Source organism: Flavobacterium zhoui, assembly GCF_042787235.1.
Lineage (GTDB): Bacteria > Bacteroidota > Bacteroidia > Flavobacteriales > Flavobacteriaceae > Flavobacterium > Flavobacterium zhoui.
This window is the reverse complement of sequence record NZ_JBHZPY010000006.1, coordinates 217,619-235,132: the sequence shown is the minus strand read 5'-3', so window position 1 is coordinate 235,132 and position 17,514 is coordinate 217,619. Positions and strand designations below refer to the sequence as shown.

At 35.3% G+C, this 17,514-nt stretch carries 20 protein-coding genes and 1 pseudogene; 13 read left to right on the top strand and 8 right to left on the bottom strand.

Annotation, left to right across the window (positions count from 1 at the left end):
* Positions 1–100: pseudogene (locus ACFX5F_RS09345) on the top strand (IS982 family transposase); the annotation flags it as partial.
* Positions 101–144: 44 nt separating this feature from the next.
* Here the strand turns inward: ACFX5F_RS09345 and ACFX5F_RS09340 are convergent.
* Entirely contained in the window at positions 145–558 is a 414-nt protein-coding gene (locus ACFX5F_RS09340; protein WP_379851796.1) for a ribonuclease P protein component, read from the bottom strand.
* A 126-nt stretch (positions 559–684) separates the two neighbouring features.
* On the opposite strand from ACFX5F_RS09340, the gene ACFX5F_RS09335 reads away from it, so the two are divergent.
* From ACFX5F_RS09335 to ACFX5F_RS09325, 3 genes are all read left to right on the top strand, one after another.
* Entirely contained in the window at positions 685–1,419 is a 735-nt protein-coding gene (locus tag ACFX5F_RS09335) for a lysophospholipid acyltransferase family protein (protein WP_379851795.1), read from the top strand.
* A gap of 11 nt (positions 1,420–1,430) precedes the next feature.
* The gene (locus ACFX5F_RS09330) at positions 1,431–2,420 is read left to right on the top strand and encodes an acyl-ACP desaturase (RefSeq protein ID WP_379851794.1); all 990 of its coding nucleotides are present in this window, start codon (positions 1,431–1,433) and stop codon (positions 2,418–2,420) included.
* 92 nt (positions 2,421–2,512) lie between these two features.
* The gene (locus ACFX5F_RS09325; RefSeq protein WP_379851793.1) at positions 2,513–3,166 is read left to right on the top strand and encodes an HD domain-containing protein; all 654 of its coding nucleotides are present in this window, start codon (positions 2,513–2,515) and stop codon (positions 3,164–3,166) included.
* A 202-nt stretch (positions 3,167–3,368) separates the two neighbouring features.
* Here ACFX5F_RS09325 and ACFX5F_RS09320 read toward each other — a convergent pair whose 3' ends face one another.
* The 7 genes from ACFX5F_RS09320 to ACFX5F_RS09290 form a co-directional block, all read right to left on the bottom strand.
* The gene (locus tag ACFX5F_RS09320; protein ID WP_379851792.1) at positions 3,369–3,770 is read right to left on the bottom strand and encodes a hypothetical protein; all 402 of its coding nucleotides are present in this window, start codon (positions 3,768–3,770) and stop codon (positions 3,369–3,371) included.
* A gap of 74 nt (positions 3,771–3,844) precedes the next feature.
* Complete coding sequence (locus tag ACFX5F_RS09315; protein ID WP_379851791.1) at positions 3,845–4,627, bottom strand: enoyl-CoA hydratase/isomerase family protein; 783 nt, start codon at positions 4,625–4,627, stop codon at positions 3,845–3,847.
* An 11-nt stretch (positions 4,628–4,638) separates the two neighbouring features.
* Positions 4,639–6,111, bottom strand: coding sequence for an ATP-binding protein (locus ACFX5F_RS09310; protein WP_379851790.1), 1,473 nt, complete (start codon positions 6,109–6,111; stop codon positions 4,639–4,641).
* A 2-nt stretch (positions 6,112–6,113) separates the two neighbouring features.
* The gene (locus ACFX5F_RS09305; protein WP_379851789.1) at positions 6,114–6,668 is read right to left on the bottom strand and encodes a CopD family protein; all 555 of its coding nucleotides are present in this window, start codon (positions 6,666–6,668) and stop codon (positions 6,114–6,116) included.
* The gene (locus ACFX5F_RS09300; protein ID WP_379851788.1) at positions 6,655–8,010 is read right to left on the bottom strand and encodes an MATE family efflux transporter; all 1,356 of its coding nucleotides are present in this window, start codon (positions 8,008–8,010) and stop codon (positions 6,655–6,657) included. Before ACFX5F_RS09300 ends, ACFX5F_RS09305 begins: the two co-directional genes overlap by 14 nt.
* Entirely contained in the window at positions 8,011–9,066 is a 1,056-nt protein-coding gene (gene hemH / locus ACFX5F_RS09295) for a ferrochelatase (protein ID WP_379851787.1), read from the bottom strand.
* A gap of 99 nt (positions 9,067–9,165) precedes the next feature.
* Complete coding sequence (locus ACFX5F_RS09290; protein WP_379851786.1) at positions 9,166–10,041, bottom strand: helix-turn-helix domain-containing protein; 876 nt, start codon at positions 10,039–10,041, stop codon at positions 9,166–9,168.
* A gap of 228 nt (positions 10,042–10,269) precedes the next feature.
* On the opposite strand from ACFX5F_RS09290, the gene hemA reads away from it, so the two are divergent.
* The 9 genes from hemA to ACFX5F_RS09245 all read left to right on the top strand — a co-directional run bounded on the left by hemA (position 10,270) and on the right by ACFX5F_RS09245 (position 17,508).
* A complete protein-coding gene (gene hemA / locus ACFX5F_RS09285) occupies positions 10,270–11,526 on the top strand; it encodes a glutamyl-tRNA reductase (protein WP_379851785.1) in 1,257 nt (418 codons plus the stop codon).
* The gene (gene hemC / locus ACFX5F_RS09280) at positions 11,526–12,443 is read left to right on the top strand and encodes a hydroxymethylbilane synthase (protein WP_379851784.1); all 918 of its coding nucleotides are present in this window, start codon (positions 11,526–11,528) and stop codon (positions 12,441–12,443) included. The genes hemA and hemC overlap by 1 nt, the downstream gene beginning before the upstream one ends.
* Positions 12,443–13,126, top strand: coding sequence for a uroporphyrinogen-III synthase (locus tag ACFX5F_RS09275; protein WP_379851783.1), 684 nt, complete (start codon positions 12,443–12,445; stop codon positions 13,124–13,126). Before hemC ends, ACFX5F_RS09275 begins: the two co-directional genes overlap by 1 nt.
* Positions 13,127–13,149: 23 nt before the next feature.
* Positions 13,150–14,175, top strand: coding sequence for a uroporphyrinogen decarboxylase (gene hemE / locus ACFX5F_RS09270; RefSeq protein WP_379851782.1), 1,026 nt, complete (start codon positions 13,150–13,152; stop codon positions 14,173–14,175).
* A gap of 12 nt (positions 14,176–14,187) precedes the next feature.
* Positions 14,188–14,568, top strand: a complete 381-nt coding sequence (locus ACFX5F_RS09265) for a hypothetical protein (protein WP_379851781.1) — start codon at positions 14,188–14,190, stop codon at positions 14,566–14,568.
* Positions 14,569–15,105 (top strand): GNAT family N-acetyltransferase, encoded by a 537-nt coding sequence (locus tag ACFX5F_RS09260; RefSeq protein WP_379851780.1) that lies wholly within the window; start codon positions 14,569–14,571, stop codon positions 15,103–15,105.
* Positions 15,095–15,997, top strand: a complete 903-nt coding sequence (hemF, locus tag ACFX5F_RS09255; protein ID WP_379851779.1) for an oxygen-dependent coproporphyrinogen oxidase — start codon at positions 15,095–15,097, stop codon at positions 15,995–15,997. Before ACFX5F_RS09260 ends, hemF begins: the two co-directional genes overlap by 11 nt.
* 81 nt (positions 15,998–16,078) lie before the next feature.
* Positions 16,079–17,071, top strand: coding sequence for a porphobilinogen synthase (gene hemB, locus ACFX5F_RS09250; protein WP_379851778.1), 993 nt, complete (start codon positions 16,079–16,081; stop codon positions 17,069–17,071).
* A 2-nt stretch (positions 17,072–17,073) separates the two neighbouring features.
* Positions 17,074–17,508, top strand: a complete 435-nt coding sequence (locus ACFX5F_RS09245; protein WP_379851777.1) for a c-type cytochrome — start codon at positions 17,074–17,076, stop codon at positions 17,506–17,508.
* Positions 17,509–17,514 lie beyond the last annotated feature (6 nt).

Genomic DNA, 17,514 nt, shown 5'->3' with positions numbered 1-17,514 from the left:
AAGAATTTTAGCAAAAATAACAGCATTAACATTGGTTCAATATATCAATAAATTTATCTTTGATAGACCAATAAATAATATCAAAAATCAAATCATTTAATTACACCCAACGGGTTATAATGTATACTTTAGAAGAAACGAAAATTACAGTTCTTCTAAATTCGAGGTATTTTCCGGCAAAGCAGATTTAATGTTTTGCTGCAAAAACTTCCCAAACAGTTGAATAGTTTTGGTGTTGATTTCCTCGTAAGGCAATCGGTCTTTACTTTGGTAAAACAACATGAAAGCATGCGGTTGATTCAAGTTGTCTATCAATAAATGTTTGTTGAGGCGGTAGGTTTCGCGCAGCACACGTTTGAAATAATTTCGGTCTACCGCTTTTTTAAAATATTTTTTGGATACTGAAACTCCCATCTTGATTTTTTGACCTTTCCCTAAATTTCCTGAATAATAAACTAACCGCAGTGGATATTTAGATACAGATTTCCCTTCAGAAAATAATAATCCAATGGTAATTTTACTTTTTAGCTTTTCGTTTTTTGGATAAGTGAAGTTCATTTTAGGAGAAAAAAGACATGGATTTTAGCTAGCAAAGTTACAATTAAACCATCAGTCTATATATTGTTTGGGATTTAAAATCGGGCTAAAAATATATTTCTTACTTTTGTGGCTAATTTATTAAGCATGCAAAAATTAATTTCGTATCCCATTTCTATAATTTATTATTTATGTTTTGGTCTTACTTTGGTTATTTTTCATCCCATTCAATGGTTTTGTCTTACCGTTTTTGGTTATCAGGCGCATAAAAAAAGTGTTGATTACATGAATTTTTTTTTGGTCAGATGTACCAATCTTTTAGGAACCACCTATAAATTTGAAAACATAGAAGATATTCCTAAAAATGTTCCTTTAATATTTGTTTCTAATCATCAAAGTCTCTACGATATTGTTGCGATAATTTGGTATTTACGCCGTTTTCATTGTAAATTTGTCAGTAAAAAAGAATTAGGAAAAGGAATTCCCAGCGTTTCTTATAATTTGCGACATGGAGGTTCTGTGCTAATCGATCGTAAAGATCCTAAACAAGCCATTCCGGCCATTAAAGAATTATCTAAATATATAGAAAAACACAAACGTTCTGCCGTTATTTTCCCGGAAGGGACGCGAAGTAAAACTGGGAATCCAAAGGTATTTTCTCAAAGCGGATTGAAAATATTATGTAAATATGCGCCATCGGCCTATGTGGTTCCAGTAACGATAAACAATTCGTGGAAAATCGTAAAATACGGATTTTTCCCCTTAGGTTTAGGAAATCACCTTACCTTTGTAATACATAAACCATTAGCTGTAAAAGATTATAGTTTTGAAGAGCTATTGGAAAAAACAGAAAGAACTGTTGTTCAAGGAATAAAAATTTAATTTATTATATAATGTCAATAAAAAACATTCGATTAGAAGTAATGCAGTTTTTGGAAAAAAACGTGGATAGCTTTGTTGATCAGTACCTAATCCCAGTAGAGAAAATATGGCAACCTTCTGATTTTTTGCCTAATTCTGAAAGTGATACCTTTTTTGATGAGGTTAAAGAATTACGTGAAATTGCAAAAGAATTACCGTACGATTTCTGGGTGACTTTAGTGGGTGATACCATTACCGAAGAAGCTTTGCCAACCTACGAATCCTGGTTAATGGATGTAGACGGGATTGATAACGTGGAGAGAAATGGATGGTCTAAATGGATCAGACAATGGACCGGAGAGGAAAACCGACACGGTGATTTGCTTAATAAATACTTGTATTTGTCTGGTCGTGTAAACATGCGTGAAATCGAAATGACGACGCAACACCTTATAAATGATGGTTTTGATATTGGTACCGGAAGAGACCCATATAAAAACTTTGTTTACACCAGTTTTCAAGAATTAGCAACGTATGTTTCTCATAACAGAGTGGCACAAATGGCTAAAAAATATGGGGATAACAAATTGTCTAAAATGTGTAAAATGATTGCTGGTGACGAAATGCGCCATCATCATGCATACAGCGAATTTGTGAACAGGATATTTCAAGTAGACCCTAGCGAAATGATGCTTGCTTTTCAATATATGATGAAAGCAAAAATCGTTATGCCAGCGCATTTCTTGAGAGAATCAGGGCAAAAGATCAGCACAGCTTTTGAGCAGTTTTCTGATTCTGCGCAGCGAATTGGTGTTTATACAGCAGCGGATTACGTAGATATCATGCAAAAATTAATTGACAAATGGGAAATTGATAAGATTACCGGTTTGACTGATGAAGCAGAGAAAGCACGTGATTATTTGATAAAATTACCAGCAAGAATGGCGAGAATATCAGAAAGAATGGTAATACCGCAAGAATCCCACATTTTCAAATGGGTAGAGCCAGCTTTAGCACGATAGATTTCTGAGTTCGAACTAAGAATAGATAATGTTGAATTTTGGAGTTGTTTTGCTTCAGAATTCAACATTTTTGATTAATACCAATTTTACCGATGATTAAAGAAAATATAATAGACAATACCATTCTTTTTGTTAAAGAAAAATTACAAAATGCCGAAGGTGGACACGACTGGTTCCATATTGAAAGAGTGTATAAAAACGCAGTTTTAATTTCCAAAAATGAAATATGTGACCCAACAATCGTTCGTTTAGGTGCTTTGCTCCATGATATTGCAGACAGTAAATTCCATAACGGAGACGAAACAGTTGGTCCCAGAATAGCGCGAGAATTTCTGGAAGCACAAAACACGGCCGAACCAACAATAATACACGTAATAAATATCATTGAAAACATCTCGTATAAAGGCGGTAATTTCGAAAAGAAATTCTTGTCCATAGAATTAGATGTGGTTCAAGATGCAGACCGTTTAGACGCTATAGGTGCCATTGGAATTGCAAGAGCATTCAATTACGGAGGATTTAAAAATAGAACGCTGTATGATCCTAAAATCGCCCCAAACACTAAAATGTCAAAGGAAGAATACAAGAACAATGATTCTCCAACGCTGAATCATTTTTACGAAAAGTTATTGCTTTTAAAAGATAAAATGAATACGGAAACCGGAAAGCAAATTGCACAAGAAAGACATAAGTATATGCAAGGATTTTTGTCGCAGTTTTATGCGGAATGGGAAGGGGAGAAGTAAGTAAGCAGTGTTCAGTTTTTAGTATTCAGTTTGTTGACGTTGAAATAGTAATGCTCTACTTCAAAAAAATCGATTTCAGTCTTGTTACACACAAACCAGAAACTGATAACTAAATTCTGATCACTGACCACTATTTTAAATTTCAGATGTTTAATGATTGCTGATTTTTAATTCAAAAATCAGCAATCGTTAATCAAAAATCTTAAATCGAAATTCCTTTCGCTTTCATTTCCAGGATAACATCCGAAGCATTTTTAAAAGTTGGTGCTTGTTCAACAATACTTCCCACTCTTTTTTTATTGAGTTTAAAGGTGATATCATTCTCCGTTGTAAATAGTAGAGCTGTCAAAAAAGGGTTATTCATATAGGGAGCCAGTATAATAAAAGTTTCATCTATAGTGTGAAAACTTTCTACTTCTTCCGTTTTATAACGCGCCGTAATCGAAAGACTAAAAATGTCATCGTTCAACACCGGGCGAACGTAAATGTTTTTTAATTCGGTATCACCAATAGTCTTAGCTAAAGTTAATTTGGCATAAGTTCCATTTTGGATGCTTTCTTTTACCTTTTCCCAAAATTGGGCAAATACAGGTTGGTAAGACATAAGTTAAATTTTAGATAATATATTATATTTTTAAAAGTATAGTCTTTAACCTTTCGGTTGTGATTAGACGCCTTTTATTTCCCTTTAAAAGTCGCTTTTCGTTTCTCTAAAAAGGCAGTAGTTCCTTCCTTGAAATCTTCGGTTCCAAAACATTTTCCAAACGCTTTTATTTCGGTTTCATAACCGTTTTTACCTTCTTTGAAGTTGGCATTGACTGATTTGATGGCTTTGCCAATAGCGTAAGGAGAATTTTTCATTATTCTTTTCGCAATTCCTGTACAAAATTCTAAAAGTTCTGCTTGTGGCACTACATGGTTTACCAAGCCAGCTTTATAGGCGTCTTCTGCGGTAATCATTCCCGCGGTCATAATCATTTCCATCGCACGTCCTTTTCCTACTAATTGTGGCAAACGTTGTGTCCCGCCATAACCTGGAATCAATCCAAGGGAAACTTCAGGAAGTCCCATTTTGGCATTATCAGAAGCAACTCTGAAATGACACGCCATAGCTAATTCTAATCCGCCACCAAGAGCAAAACCATTGATTGCAGCGATGACAGGAGTTTTTAGATTTTCTATATAATCAAATAATTTTGCTTGTCCTTCAGCAGCTAGTTGCATTCCTTCTTCGATAGAAAAGTTGGCAAATTCTGCAATATCTGCTCCGGCAACAAAAGCTTTTTCTCCACTTCCAGTTAAAATGATTACGCGAATTTCATTGTTTTTTCCTAATGTTTTAATTGCTTTATGCAAATCAGAAATAGTCATTCCGTTCAGTGCATTCAGTTTTGTAGGACGATTAATGGTAATCGTTGCAATGTTATTTTCAGTTGCAATTAAAATATTTTCGTAATTCATAATTGTAATTTTTAAGTGTTAATTATTGGAAGTGAAACCGTAAAAGTAGTTCCTTTTCCAAATTCAGACTCAAAGGTAATCGTTCCTTTATAATTTTCGATAATGTTTTTAATAATACCAAGACCAAGACCCATTCCACTGCTTTTAGTGGTGAATTTTGGTTCAAATATACGACTGATATCTTTTGGTTGAATTCCAATCCCGTTATCTTCAACGGTTATCAAGACGTTATTTTGCTCTTTTTTCACCGTTACGATTATGGATTTGGTTTCTTGGTTTTCTGGAATGGCTTGAATCGCGTTTTTAACCAAATTTGTAATTATTCGAATGAGTTGTGTCCGATCTATTTTCGAAATAATTTCAGGAGAATCACTTTCAAAAACAATGTATTCCTCATTGAAAATATCCATTGCCAGATCTACCACATTAACGACATTTAGTGTTTCGTTTTGTTGTGCCGGCATCGAAGCAAAATTTGAAAATGCTGATGCAACGGCGCTCATCGTATCAATTTGTTGAATCAATGTCTCGGAGTAATCCTTCATCTTTTGTATTACATCGGTATCATTTGGATCAAATTTTCTTTGGAAACTTTGCACCGTCAATCGCATTGGCGTTAGCGGATTCTTGATTTCATGAGCGACTTGCTTTGCCATTTCGCGCCAAGCTTCTTCACGCTCGCTTTGCGCCAGTTTTATAGCACTTTTTTCCAGTTTATCCACCATTCCGTTGTATGCCTTTATCAACAGATTGATTTCTTTGCTACTGGCTTCTAATACGATTTTTTCGTTTTTTTGATTCAAACTGGTTTCGCTCAACTTATCAGAAATCGTTTTTAGTGATTTTGTAATATATGTCGAAAGAAAATAGGCGATTGCAAAAGCTACAATAAGCATAAAAGAATACACCTGACCCAAACGAATCAAGAAGTTGTTTAATTCATTTTCGTAGAAACTATCATCTTCCACATAAGGTAGATTCAATATTCCAAGGGTTTTGAATTTATCATCTTTTATTTGGCTATAGGACGATCGATTCTTTACTCCATTAATCGTTTTAATGTCCACATATCTTTTTTCTATGGAGGAACGAACTAATTTCAGGATGTATTTTGGAATAGGAGGCGACACTTTGTCTACAGAAAATGATTCTTTAGATGATTTCAACAGTTTTCCGTCTAAGCTGTAAATGTTAATTTCAATACTATGAATTTGTGCCAGTTCGTGAATTTTGTCTTTAAAAATCAAACCTAAATTCTCAGTTGTTAAAGGATATGTAGTGGTAGAAAGCACATAATTTATATGTTCTTTTATCGCATCTTCTTTTCGTTCTAAGCGCTCTTGATGGTATTCTTTAGCTTCGTTTTTGAATTGAATGATAGAAATAGAAGCTAACAAAATGGACGCCATGATTATCAATACAATCATGGATAGGAAAATCCTGATTCGTAAGGAAAGCATCGACATTTTAAAGTTCTTGAACATAATTAAGATTGATTTCTTTCTCGAATTCGTTTGTAAAATTTAAAACCAAGCATAATTAAAAGTGAAAAAAGAAAAATTCCAACCACACCATAAATCCAGTTCACGGCATTTTTTAAAATCACTAAAAACACCACTGCAAAAAGTATAATTGTGGCACCTTCATTCCACAAACGCATGAAATTTGTTGTGTATTTTACCTCGTCGTTTTGCAATTGCTTGAATATTTGGTGGCATTTACCATGATACAAATACAAAACAAATACAAAGCCAAGTTTTACGTGCATCCACGGCATTTTTAACCAAGCTTGTCCCAAATCTGTAAATAACAACATCCAAAATGCGAATATGCTTGCTAAAACTGCCGATGGCCAAGTGATAATATACCAGAGGCGGTACGTCATTATTTTGTATTGTTTTTGCAGGATTTCTTTTTCTGGAGATGGTTTTTGTGCCGCTTCAATTTGGTAAACGAACAAGCGAACAATGTAAAATAGTCCCGCAAACCAGGTGATGACAAAGATGAGGTGCAAAGATTTAAGGTAATTATAATATTCCATCGTTAGTTTGAATCAATTTTGTGTTTATTTCTTTTTTTAGAAAGTAGCCAGTTAATATTGTTGATAAAATATCGGCAATTGGAAAGGCTATCCATACTCCAAAAATACCTAAAAAATTTGGTAGTATCAGCACTAGCGGAATTAAGAAAAACCCTTGTTTGCTTAAAGTCAAAAGCAATGCTTTTTTTGCTTTTCCGGCGGCTTGAAAATAGGCTGCACCAATTAACTGAACAGCAATAATTGGTGACGCTGCAAAAACCCAACGCAAAGCTTCAGGGGTCTCTGCAATTACTTTTGGGTCTGTAGTAAAAACGGAAACTATAGGTTTTGCAAAAATTAGGATAACCACAAAAATAAGTGAAGCTAGAAAGGCGGCGTACTTTATCGAAAGTTGTACACTTTCTTTAACTCTTTCATAATTTTGAGCACCATAATTAAAACCGGCTATAGGCAGAAAACCTTGCGTGATTCCCAGTATTGGAAACAAAGCGAACATCAGCATTCGGCTGATGATTCCATAAACAGCAACGGAATGTTCACCGCCATAAGTGTACAAAGTATGATTTAAAATTATAGCCAAAATACTCACCACGCCTTGTCTCGAAAAAGTGACAATACTTAGTTCTGTTATTTCCTTTATAATTGGAAGTTTAAACTTAAAATGTCTTGGGCGTAGTTTTAATTCACTTTTAAAAATAAAAAACCAAAGTACAAATGCGAAACACATGAAATAGGATATTGCTGAAGCCAATGCGGACCCAAACATGCCTAAATTCATCACTTTTATAAAAAGAATGTCCAATATAATATTTACAAAAGCAGGAATAATCATAGCAACCATAGCGAATTTAGCTTTTCCTTCCGCCCTAATAATATTGTTGCCCATCATACAAAGAGCCAAAAACGGAACCGATATTATGATAGGAAAGAAAAATTCTCTTGCGGGTTTTATGATAGATCCTTTTGCCCCAAAAAGCAATAGCATTTCGTTGCTGAATAAGAGACCAAAAACAACAAAAATGGACGACAATAAGAAAGTCATCATGATTTGATTGGCAAAGGTGATTTTTGCTTTTTCATGATTATTTGCACCCAAAGCTCGTGAAAGCACAGAGCCTCCGCCCACACCAATCGCCATTCCTAAAGAGGAAATTAGAAAAGTGATAGGCAGAACAACCGTTACCGCTGCAATGGCCAAAGAGCCAATCCATTGTCCGACAAATATGGTGTCGATCAAGATGTTGACGGACATGAATAAAATCCCAATAGAAGAAGGAACTGCCTGTTTTATCAAGAGTCTTTTGATGTCCTGAGTTCCTAACTCATCGGCGGTAACAGCCATTTAAGCGTTTATTTTTTCAGAGTCAACTTTAACGGATGGAGAGGCATTCGACCAATTAGTAATCCAGCTACCTACTGTTTCACACCAATCGTCACTGTCATTCAAACATGGAATTGCTAAAAATTCCTCACCACCATGAGCTTTGAATTCGTGATTGGCTTCCATTGCTATTTCTTCCAAAGTTTCCAGGCAATCAGAAACAAAGGCAGGCGTTACAACGGCAAGTTTTTTAATTCCTTTTTCAGGCATTTTGTTTACTTCGACGTCCGTGTATGGTGTCAGCCATTTGTCTCCCGCTAAGCGAGACTGAAAGGTCTGGCTGTATTTTCCTTCTGGAATTCCCAGCAATTTTACAACTTGTTTGGTCGTTTCATAACATTGATGGCGGTAACAAAACTCATGTGCCGGCGACGGGGTGTTGCAACAAGAACCGTCAATTTTACAATGTGATTTGGTAATATCCGTTTTGCGAATGTGACGCTCCGGAATTCCGTGGTAGGAGAATAATAAATGATCGTAGTCAAAACCTACTAAATGACTTTTGATGGAATCAGCCAGGTTTTTTATATAATCTGGTTTGTTATAAAAGGCTGGAACTATCGTGAATTTCATTTCGGGAAAATGCTTTTTACGCAAGTCTTCGGCCAGTTCTAATATTGTGGTTGTAGATGCCATCGCATGTTGCGGATACAAAGGAAAAAGCATCACTTCATTTACGCCTTTATCATGCAATTCCTGTAAACCAGATAATAAAGATGGATTTCCATAACGCATCGCTAAGGAAACGGGAATGTCAACCAGTTGTTTTACTTTGGCGTGCATTCTTTTAGAGATAACCACAAGCGGAGAACCCTCGTCCCACCATATTTTTGCGTAAGCGGCAGCTGATTTTTTAGGTCTTGTTTGTAAAATTATCCCACGAACTAATAATGCACGTAACAAAAACGGAACGTCAATTACGTATTTATCCATTAAAAATTCATCTAAATACGGTTTAACGTCTTTAGGAGTCGGACTTTCTGGGGAACCAAGATTTACTAATAATACACCTTTCATGTTGTCTTTTTTTGTTAGTACAAAAGTAATTAAACTTACTTTTTTATAAATTGCGATTAACTATTTTTTATTTATTGTTTAATATAAGAAATCAATTCTTTACTGCATATTTGGGTTGATTGACATCAAATATTTTTTTGGAGTAGTGGCAAATTTCTTTTTGAATGCCGCTATAAAATGACTTCCGGTGCTGTACCCAATTTTCAATCCTACTTCGTTTACATTATAAGAACCACTGTCGAGTAATTTTCGGGCAAAATCCATTTTGTAGTCAAACAGAAAGCCATAAACGGTATCACCATAAATTTGTTTGAAACCCATTTTGAGTTTCTTTAAATTCAAACCTATTTCATCGGCTAATTCCTGTAATCCTGGCGGTTCAGCCATATTGGCAATGATGATTTCTTTGGCTTTCCTGATCTTCATTACATTATCCTCGTCTATTAAGAAAGGACATTGTTCTGCGTTTGGATCTTCAGTTCTATTGAAATATAAACTCAACAATTCGTATCCTTTTCCTTTATAATATAGGTTTTTTATCGATGGATGAAGACTGTAGTGGAACAGTTGTGACAAAACAATCGCCATAGATGGACTGATATTTCCTTCGTTATAATATTTTTTGTCCTTGTTATCAGCACTTAAAAAAGTAATATAATCCGCTTCGGTAGAGAATAAAGCATGAAATTTTTTGATGGAAATAATCACTGATATCACCCAGGAATTAGGAGCTAATTCCAGATTTAAAGGAAGTTCCTTCTGCGGATTGTATAAAAGCAATGATTTTTCTTCTTTCAATTCCAATGCATAATTTCCCTGATTAAAGATAAATTTCGCATTTCCTTTTAATCCAAAATGAAACTGAATCAATCCGCTGCTTACTTCACGCTGGGCTTGAAAGGCATCGGCGCCATCATTTTGAAAACGAATTAGGGTAAAGTCATCTTCAATTTTTATAATTTCCTGGGAACCCATAGCGATGTTTTTTTAATATGAAAATGATAATTATCAAGTTACTTTATTTAGAAACATTCTGAATAAGACGCATAAAAGTACCTGTTTCTGCTACAAAAATAAGGGTTTTTATAATAAAATAACGATTTAAAACCGAAAAATCACATAGCGATACAAAAAGTACTTCTAGCGTTACTTTTATACATATGATAGTTCTAATTTTGTTTCACTTTCTTGAAAAGTGCAAATATGGAAAACAATAACACATCAAAGCATCATTATTTTTACTCCGTTGGATTGAGCTATAAAAAAGCAGATGCTGAGATTAGAGGTAAATTTAGTTTAGATGCTACTGCAAAAACCCGTTTACTCGAACAAGCTAAGACTGAAGGAATAGAGAGCTTAATCGTAACTTCTACCTGCAACCGTACTGAAATTTACGGTTACGCGGAGCATCCATTTCAATTAATTAAATTAATTTGTGAGAATAGTCAAGGCTCTGTTGAAGAATTTCAGAAAGTAGGGTTTGTCTATAAAAACCAAGAAGCAATTAGTCATATGTTTCGTGTAGGAACTGGTTTAGACAGTCAGATTCTAGGTGATTTCGAAATTATTTCTCAAATAAAAACCAGTTTTATCCAGTCAAAATCTTTTGGTTTGGCCAATGCCTTTATGGAAAGATTGGTGAATGCAGTGATCCAAGCCAGCAAAAAGATAAAAACAGATACTGAAATTAGTTCTGGAGCCACTTCGGTTTCTTTTGCTTCGGTGCAATATATTATCAAGAATGTAGAAGACATTGGAAACAAAAATATTCTATTATTTGGTACTGGAAAAATTGGTAGAAACACCTGCGAAAATTTAGTAAAACATACTAAAAATGAGCACATCACTTTGATCAACAGAACTAAAGATAAAGCAGAAAAGTTAGCTGGGAAACTGAATTTAATTGTAAAAGATTATTCAGAACTGCATCTGGAATTGCAAAAAGCAGATGTTGTTGTTGTTGCTACCGGTGCTCAAAATCCAACTATTGACAAAGCGATTCTGAATCTGAAAAAACCATTGCTTATTTTGGATTTATCCATTCCAAAAAATGTAAATGAAGATGTTCTGGATTTAGAGGGAGTTACCCTGATTCACATGGATTATTTGTCTCAAATGACAGATGAAACTTTAGAAAACAGAAAAAAACATATTCCTGCAGCAGAAGCTATTATCGAAGAAATAAAAGAAGAATTTAATATTTGGACAAAAGGAAGAAAGTTTGCTCCAACCATTAATGCTTTGAAAGCAAAATTGAATGCGATAAAAACATCCGAATTGGATTTCCAAAGTAGAAAGATTTCAAATTTTAATGAAGAACAGGCTGAAATCATCAGTGCCAGAATTATCCAAAAAATAACAACTCACTTTGCCAATCATTTGAAAGATGATGATACTATGGTAGACGAAAGTATAGAATGGATTGAAAAAGTTTTCAAAATAGGAGCTACCACAAGATAATGAATAAAACAATACGCATAGGAACTCGAGATAGTGAACTCGCACTTTGGCAAGCCCACACTGTTGAAAAAAAACTTAACGATTTAGGTTATAAAACCGAAATTGTAGCGGTAAAATCGCAAGGAGATATCATTCTCGACAAACCACTCTACGAATTAGGAATCACAGGAATTTTCACTAAAACCCTCGATATCGCTATGATTAACGGTCAGGTCGATATTGCAGTGCATTCCATGAAAGATGTTCCTACCGCCTTGCCAATAGGAATTGTGCAGGCTGCCGTTCTGGAAAGAGCGAATACGTTGGATATTTTGGTACACAAGGGAAACCTTGATTTTCTTAATGGAGAAGGTACAATTGCCACAGGTAGTTTGCGCCGTCAGGCACAATGGCTGAACAAATACCCCAATCAAAATGTAGTTGATTTGCGTGGAAACGTCAATACGAGATTGCAGAAATTGCAGGAAAGCGATTGGAACGGAGCTGTTTTTGCGGCAGCAGGATTGGAAAGAATCAACTTGAAACCTTCTAATTATATTGATTTGGATTGGATGATTCCAGCGCCCGCTCAAGGCGCAATGGTCATTGTTGCTATGGCAAACGATGATTTTTGTAGAGATGCGGTTTCTGAATTGAATGATATTGAAACCGAGGTGTGTACGCATATTGAAAGACAATTTCTAAAAACATTAGAAGGCGGTTGTACAGCACCTATTGGGGCTTTGGCAGTATTTATTGAAGATGATATACTATTCAAAGGGGTACTTTTCTCGATAGACGGAAAGCAAAAAATTGAAATAGAAAAAACCGTTCCGTTGCAAGAATGGAAAAAATTAGGATTTATATCTGCTCAGGAAATTTTAGAAAATGGCGGAACAAAATTGATGATAGAAATTAAAAATAATTTGAAGAAATAATGAGCCAAACAAGCATTTTATCCACCAAAACATTGTCGGAAGAACAAAGGCAAGTATTTCTTGATGCTAATTTTGATCTTTTAGAACAGGATTTCATTGAAATTAAAAACAACCTTTTTGACCTTAATACAATCAACAACAACTTGATTTTTAGTAGCCAAAATGCTGTTTTAAGTTTAATAGAACAAAACGGTTGGGAAGTTTTAAAGACTAAACCTGTTTTTTGTGTAGGGATTAAAACCAAGGAATTACTAGAATTACATGGCTTTACAGTTGATGTTTATTTAGATTACGCATCTGAATTAGCCGAAATAATCACTTTGATTTATAATAAGGAAAGCTATACTTTTTTAAGCGGAAATTTGCGTAAAGAAACATTGCCAGAAGCATTAAAAAGCGCAGGAATAACTTTTAACGAAATCGAAGTTTATCAAACAACACTTGCACCTTTCAAAATATCAGACCAGGAAAACTTTGACGGAATTTTATTTTTTAGCCCATCTGCCGTTGAAAGTTATTTGACAAACAATAAAATTAAGAATGAAGTTTGTTTTTGCGTAGGCACTACTACAGCATCAGTATTAGAAACAAAGAAAATCAAAAACATAGTAATTGCCGAAACACCAACTATCGAAGAGGTGATTGAGGAAGTTATTGAATATTATAAAACGGAAAGCATCTAGCAATCTGCTAAAAATTTAAATACATGATTAAGAACGACCTATTTTTAAGAGCACTAAAAGGAGAAACTGTACAACGTCCACCAGTTTGGATGATGCGTCAAGCAGGAAGATATTTGCCGGAATTCATCGCTTTGCGTGATAAATATGATTTTTTCACCCGTTGTCAAACGCCAGAATTAGCTGCTGAAATCACCGTACAACCAATACGAAGAATTGCTCCGGATGCTGCGATTTTGTTTTCGGATATTTTGGTAATTCCACAAGCAATGGGAATTGAAGTTTTGATGAAAGAAAATTTTGGTCCGTTTTTACCAAATCCTATTCGTACGATTCAGGATGTGGAGAGAGTAATTGTTCCAGATGTAAATGAAACATTAGGGTACGTTTTTGACGCTATCAAATTGACCAAAGAAATGCTTAATGATGAGGTGCCATTAATTGGTTTCGCAGGTTCACCTTGGACAATTATGTGTTATGCAGTGGAAGGGAAAGGTTCTAAAAGTTTTGATATGGCCAAGGGATTTTGTTTCCAACATCCAGAAGCAGCTCATGTTTTATTGCAAAAAATCACTGATACCACTATTTTATACCTAAAAGAAAAAGTAAAAGCGGGAGTAAATGCCGTTCAAATTTTTGACTCTTGGGGCGGAATGTTGTCTCCAGTGGATTATCAGGAATTCTCTTGGAAATACATTAACCAAATCATTGAAGCATTGGCTGATGATGCACCGGTTATTGTTTTCGGAAAAGGATGTTGGTTTGCGCTTGGCGAAATGGGTAAAAGTAGAGCTTCGGCTCTTGGTGTTGACTGGACTTGTTCTCCAAGAAATGCAAGATACTTGTCAGGAGGGAACATCACGTTACAAGGAAATTTTGACCCGTCAAGATTGTTGTCTCCAATTCCTACCATCAAAAAAATGGTTCATGAAATGATTGACGAATTCGGAAAAGACAAATATATAGTGAATTTAGGTCACGGAATTTTACCAAATATTCCTGTGGATCACGCGAAAGCATTTATCGATGCAGTAAAAGAGTACAATCAATAAGATTTCATAGAAATGCTAAACAAAGGATTACGAGACCAGGAAAGTATTCGAATAGACAATGTGTTGAAAACATTGCTTTCCATCGTCTTTGTGCCTAAGTTTTGGGATTTTGAAGATAAAATAAACATAGAAGAGCAATTGAAAGATTTTGGATTAAATATTCAAAGTCTGATTGATTTAAATGAAGTGGATTTAATTACGCATTTGTTGCGTTGCCATTTAGATTGGAATCAATTAGAGCAATTTGCTGATTTTTTGATTGTCTTTTCAAAAGAGAAGCAGTTTAATTTTTCTGAAAAATCGATTGTCATTTATAATTATATCCAACAGGAAAGCAAAGTGTTTTCATTTGGAATCAATAGTAAAATAGCGGCTGCAAAAACAAATTTATAGATGATAACCTCCGAAAATTTCATTATTGATAAATTGAAATCTTCAGATGCCAATGAGTTGCATCTGTTCATAATTAACAATGCGGAACGATTTCGCAGGTTTTTTCCGCTTACACTTTCTTGTAACGCAACAATAGAAAAATCAGCAGAATATATTGAAATTAAAGAAAGAGAAATTCAACAAAAAGTAAATTTCACCTTTGCCATTAGAGAAACAGATTCCCAAAAAATCATAGGATTGATTATCATTAAAAAGATTGATTGGACAAAAAGAATTGGTGAACTCGCTTATTGCATCGGAAGTAATTTTGAAGGAAAAGGTCTGGTTACAAAAGCAGTTAAAGCCATTTCAGATTTTGCTTACAATGAATTAGATTTAAAAACACTTCAAATTATTGCTCATAAAACGAATTTTGGGAGTGTGAAAGTTGCTGAAAATTCTAATTTTATTTGGAAAAAAACGTTGCTAAATGAATTTACTCCCACTGATGAAGCTCCATTAGATATGGAATTATATGAACATACGAATGAAAAATAAATTCTATCAATACATACAAAACCTTCAAGACCAAATCTGTAAAGGATTAGAAGCAGTTGAAGGTCAAGCCAAATTCCGCGAAGACCTTTGGGAACGTCCGGAAGGAGGAGGCGGAAGAACCCGCGTGATGGAGAACGGAAAAGTTTTCGAAAAAGGGGGAGTAAATATTTCGGCAGTTCACGGGAAATTACCCGAAGCCATGCAAAAGATGTTCAATGTAGGTGAAGCTGATTTTTTTGCCTGCGGACTGAGTTTGGTATTGCATCCAAAAAACCCATTGGTACCGACGGTTCATGCGAACTGGCGTTATTTCGAAATGTACGATGACAACGGAAATGTAATCCAGCAATGGTTTGGTGGTGGACAGGATTTAACACCATATTATTTGTTTGAAGAAGATGCCATTCATTTTCACCAAACGTGTAAAACCGCCTGTGACAAACACAATCCGGAGTTTTATCCAAAATACAAGAAACAATGCGATGCGTATTTCTGGAATGCACACAGAAATGAAGCACGCGGAATTGGCGGATTGTTTTTCGATTATTGTAAAGCAACTGAGGCAATGACTATGGAGAACTGGTTTAATTTCGTTTCAGAAGTGGGGAATAGTTTCCTCGAAGCGTACGTTTCAATTGTAGAAAAAAGAAAAGATTTGCCTTATACGGCAGAAAATAGAACGTGGCAGGAAATCCGTCGCGGTCGTTATGTAGAATTCAATTTGGTTCATGATAAAGGCACTTTATTTGGACTAAAAACAAACGGAAGGATTGAAAGTATCCTGATGAGTTTACCGCCGCATGTGCAATGGGTATACGACCATCACGCAGAAGCGGGAAGCGAAGAAGAAAAATTAGTAAACGTATTAGAAAATCCAAGAGATTGGCTTTAGATTTATTTTAAATTCTGAATTTTAAATTTTTAAATGGGTTTAACTTTAAACTTTTAAACCTGAAACTTTAAACAAAAATATATGTTCCCATTACACAGAGGCAGAAGATTAAGAACGAACGAATCTATAAGAAGTTTAGTTCGTGAAACTAGTTTAAGTCCAGCGGACTTTATGTTTCCCATGTTTATTACAGAAGGTGAAAACGTAAAAGTAGAAATTCCTTCTATGGTTGGCATTTACCGTCGTTCGATAGATTTAACCGTCGAAGAAGTCAAAGAAATATTTGCATTGGGAATTCGTGCGGTGAATCTTTATGTAAAAGTCAGCGAAAATTTAAAAGACAATACAGGACTGGAAGCGTGGAATCCAAACGGATTGATGCAAAACGCCATTCGTGCCATCAAAGCCGCTTGTCCGGAAATGATTGTAATGCCTGATGTGGCTTTAGACCCATATTCCATCTATGGTCATGACGGAATTATTGCAAACGGTGATATAGAAAACGATTCGACGAATGATGCTTTGGTGAAAATGGCCGTTTCTCATGCGCAAGCCGGCGCCGATTTTGTAGCGCCATCGGACATGATGGACGGACGCGTATTGCGTTTGCGGGAAGGTCTGGACGCTGCCGGTTTTCATAACGTAGGTATCATGAGCTATTCGGCTAAATATGCGTCAGCTTTTTACGGACCGTTCCGTGATGCACTTGATAGCGCTCCTGTTGACGCAACTGAAATCCCAAAAGACAAGAAAACCTACCAAATGGATTATGCCAATCGAATAGAAGCGATCAAAGAAGCGTTATGGGACGTAGAAGAAGGTGCTGATATGGTCATGGTAAAACCAGGAATAGCTTATTTAGACATCGTTCGCGAAGTCAAAAATGCGGTAAATGTTCCGGTAACCGTTTATCATGTTTCGGGTGAATATGCAATGATTAAAGCCGCTGCCGAAAGAGGCTGGCTAGATCACGATAAAATTATGATGGAGCAATTAATGTGTATCAAAAGAGCAGGTGCAAGTTTGATTTCGACTTATTTTGCCAAAGAAGCTGCGATACTTTTAAATAAATAAATATGAAATCAAAGATTCACGAATACCAGAAAATAAATAATAAAAACAGGAGTAAAAAAATACTTTTTTTATTCGCCTTACTACTCCTGATTTCCTGCAAGAAAGAAGAAGCTAAAAAGGAACCTTTATATCCAACTTCGGTAGAAGAAACAACTCAAGCTCCTGAGGAACTGGGAAAGGAAATTTTTGAAGGGAAAGGAAATTGTGTTGCCTGTCATCAAGCAGATAAAAAATTAATTGGTCCAAGCCTTCAGAACATTGCGAAAATATATAAAGAAAAAAATGGTAATATCGTCGCCTTCCTGAAAGAGGATGCGGAGCCATTAGTTGATCCTAGTCAGTACGAAGTGATGAAAACTAATTTTGCACTTACCGAGGAGATGTCTGACGAGGAGTTAAAAGGATTGGAAGCGTACATTTACAGTAATTTAAAATAATTATAC

Bases quoted from the DNA above. Each gene is read 5' to 3' on its own strand.
- ACFX5F_RS09305 (WP_379851789.1), bottom strand. From the start codon at position 6,668: ATGGAATATTATAATTACCTTAAATCTTTGCACCTCATCTTTGTCATC.
- hemC (WP_379851784.1), top strand. From the start codon at position 11,526: ATGAATAAAACAATACGCATAGGAACTCGAGATAGTGAACTCGCACTT.
- ACFX5F_RS09300 (WP_379851788.1), bottom strand. From the start codon at position 8,010: ATGGCTGTTACCGCCGATGAGTTAGGAACTCAGGACATCAAAAGACTC.
- ACFX5F_RS09245 (WP_379851777.1), top strand. From the start codon at position 17,074: ATGAAATCAAAGATTCACGAATACCAGAAAATAAATAATAAAAACAGG.
- hemA (WP_379851785.1), top strand. From the start codon at position 10,270: ATGGAAAACAATAACACATCAAAGCATCATTATTTTTACTCCGTTGGA.
- ACFX5F_RS09265 (WP_379851781.1), top strand. From the start codon at position 14,188: ATGCTAAACAAAGGATTACGAGACCAGGAAAGTATTCGAATAGACAAT.
- hemE (WP_379851782.1), top strand. From the start codon at position 13,150: ATGATTAAGAACGACCTATTTTTAAGAGCACTAAAAGGAGAAACTGTA.
- hemH (WP_379851787.1), bottom strand. From the start codon at position 9,066: ATGAAAGGTGTATTATTAGTAAATCTTGGTTCCCCAGAAAGTCCGACT.
- ACFX5F_RS09320 (WP_379851792.1), bottom strand. From the start codon at position 3,770: ATGTCTTACCAACCTGTATTTGCCCAATTTTGGGAAAAGGTAAAAGAA.
- ACFX5F_RS09260 (WP_379851780.1), top strand. From the start codon at position 14,569: ATGATAACCTCCGAAAATTTCATTATTGATAAATTGAAATCTTCAGAT.
- hemB (WP_379851778.1), top strand. From the start codon at position 16,079: ATGTTCCCATTACACAGAGGCAGAAGATTAAGAACGAACGAATCTATA.
- ACFX5F_RS09275 (WP_379851783.1), top strand. From the start codon at position 12,443: ATGAGCCAAACAAGCATTTTATCCACCAAAACATTGTCGGAAGAACAA.
- ACFX5F_RS09310 (WP_379851790.1), bottom strand. From the start codon at position 6,111: ATGTTCAAGAACTTTAAAATGTCGATGCTTTCCTTACGAATCAGGATT.
- ACFX5F_RS09330 (WP_379851794.1), top strand. From the start codon at position 1,431: ATGTCAATAAAAAACATTCGATTAGAAGTAATGCAGTTTTTGGAAAAA.
- ACFX5F_RS09325 (WP_379851793.1), top strand. From the start codon at position 2,513: ATGATTAAAGAAAATATAATAGACAATACCATTCTTTTTGTTAAAGAA.
- ACFX5F_RS09340 (WP_379851796.1), bottom strand. From the start codon at position 558: ATGAACTTCACTTATCCAAAAAACGAAAAGCTAAAAAGTAAAATTACC.
- ACFX5F_RS09335 (WP_379851795.1), top strand. From the start codon at position 685: ATGCAAAAATTAATTTCGTATCCCATTTCTATAATTTATTATTTATGT.
- hemF (WP_379851779.1), top strand. From the start codon at position 15,095: ATGAAAAATAAATTCTATCAATACATACAAAACCTTCAAGACCAAATC.
- ACFX5F_RS09290 (WP_379851786.1), bottom strand. From the start codon at position 10,041: ATGGGTTCCCAGGAAATTATAAAAATTGAAGATGACTTTACCCTAATT.
- ACFX5F_RS09315 (WP_379851791.1), bottom strand. From the start codon at position 4,627: ATGAATTACGAAAATATTTTAATTGCAACTGAAAATAACATTGCAACG.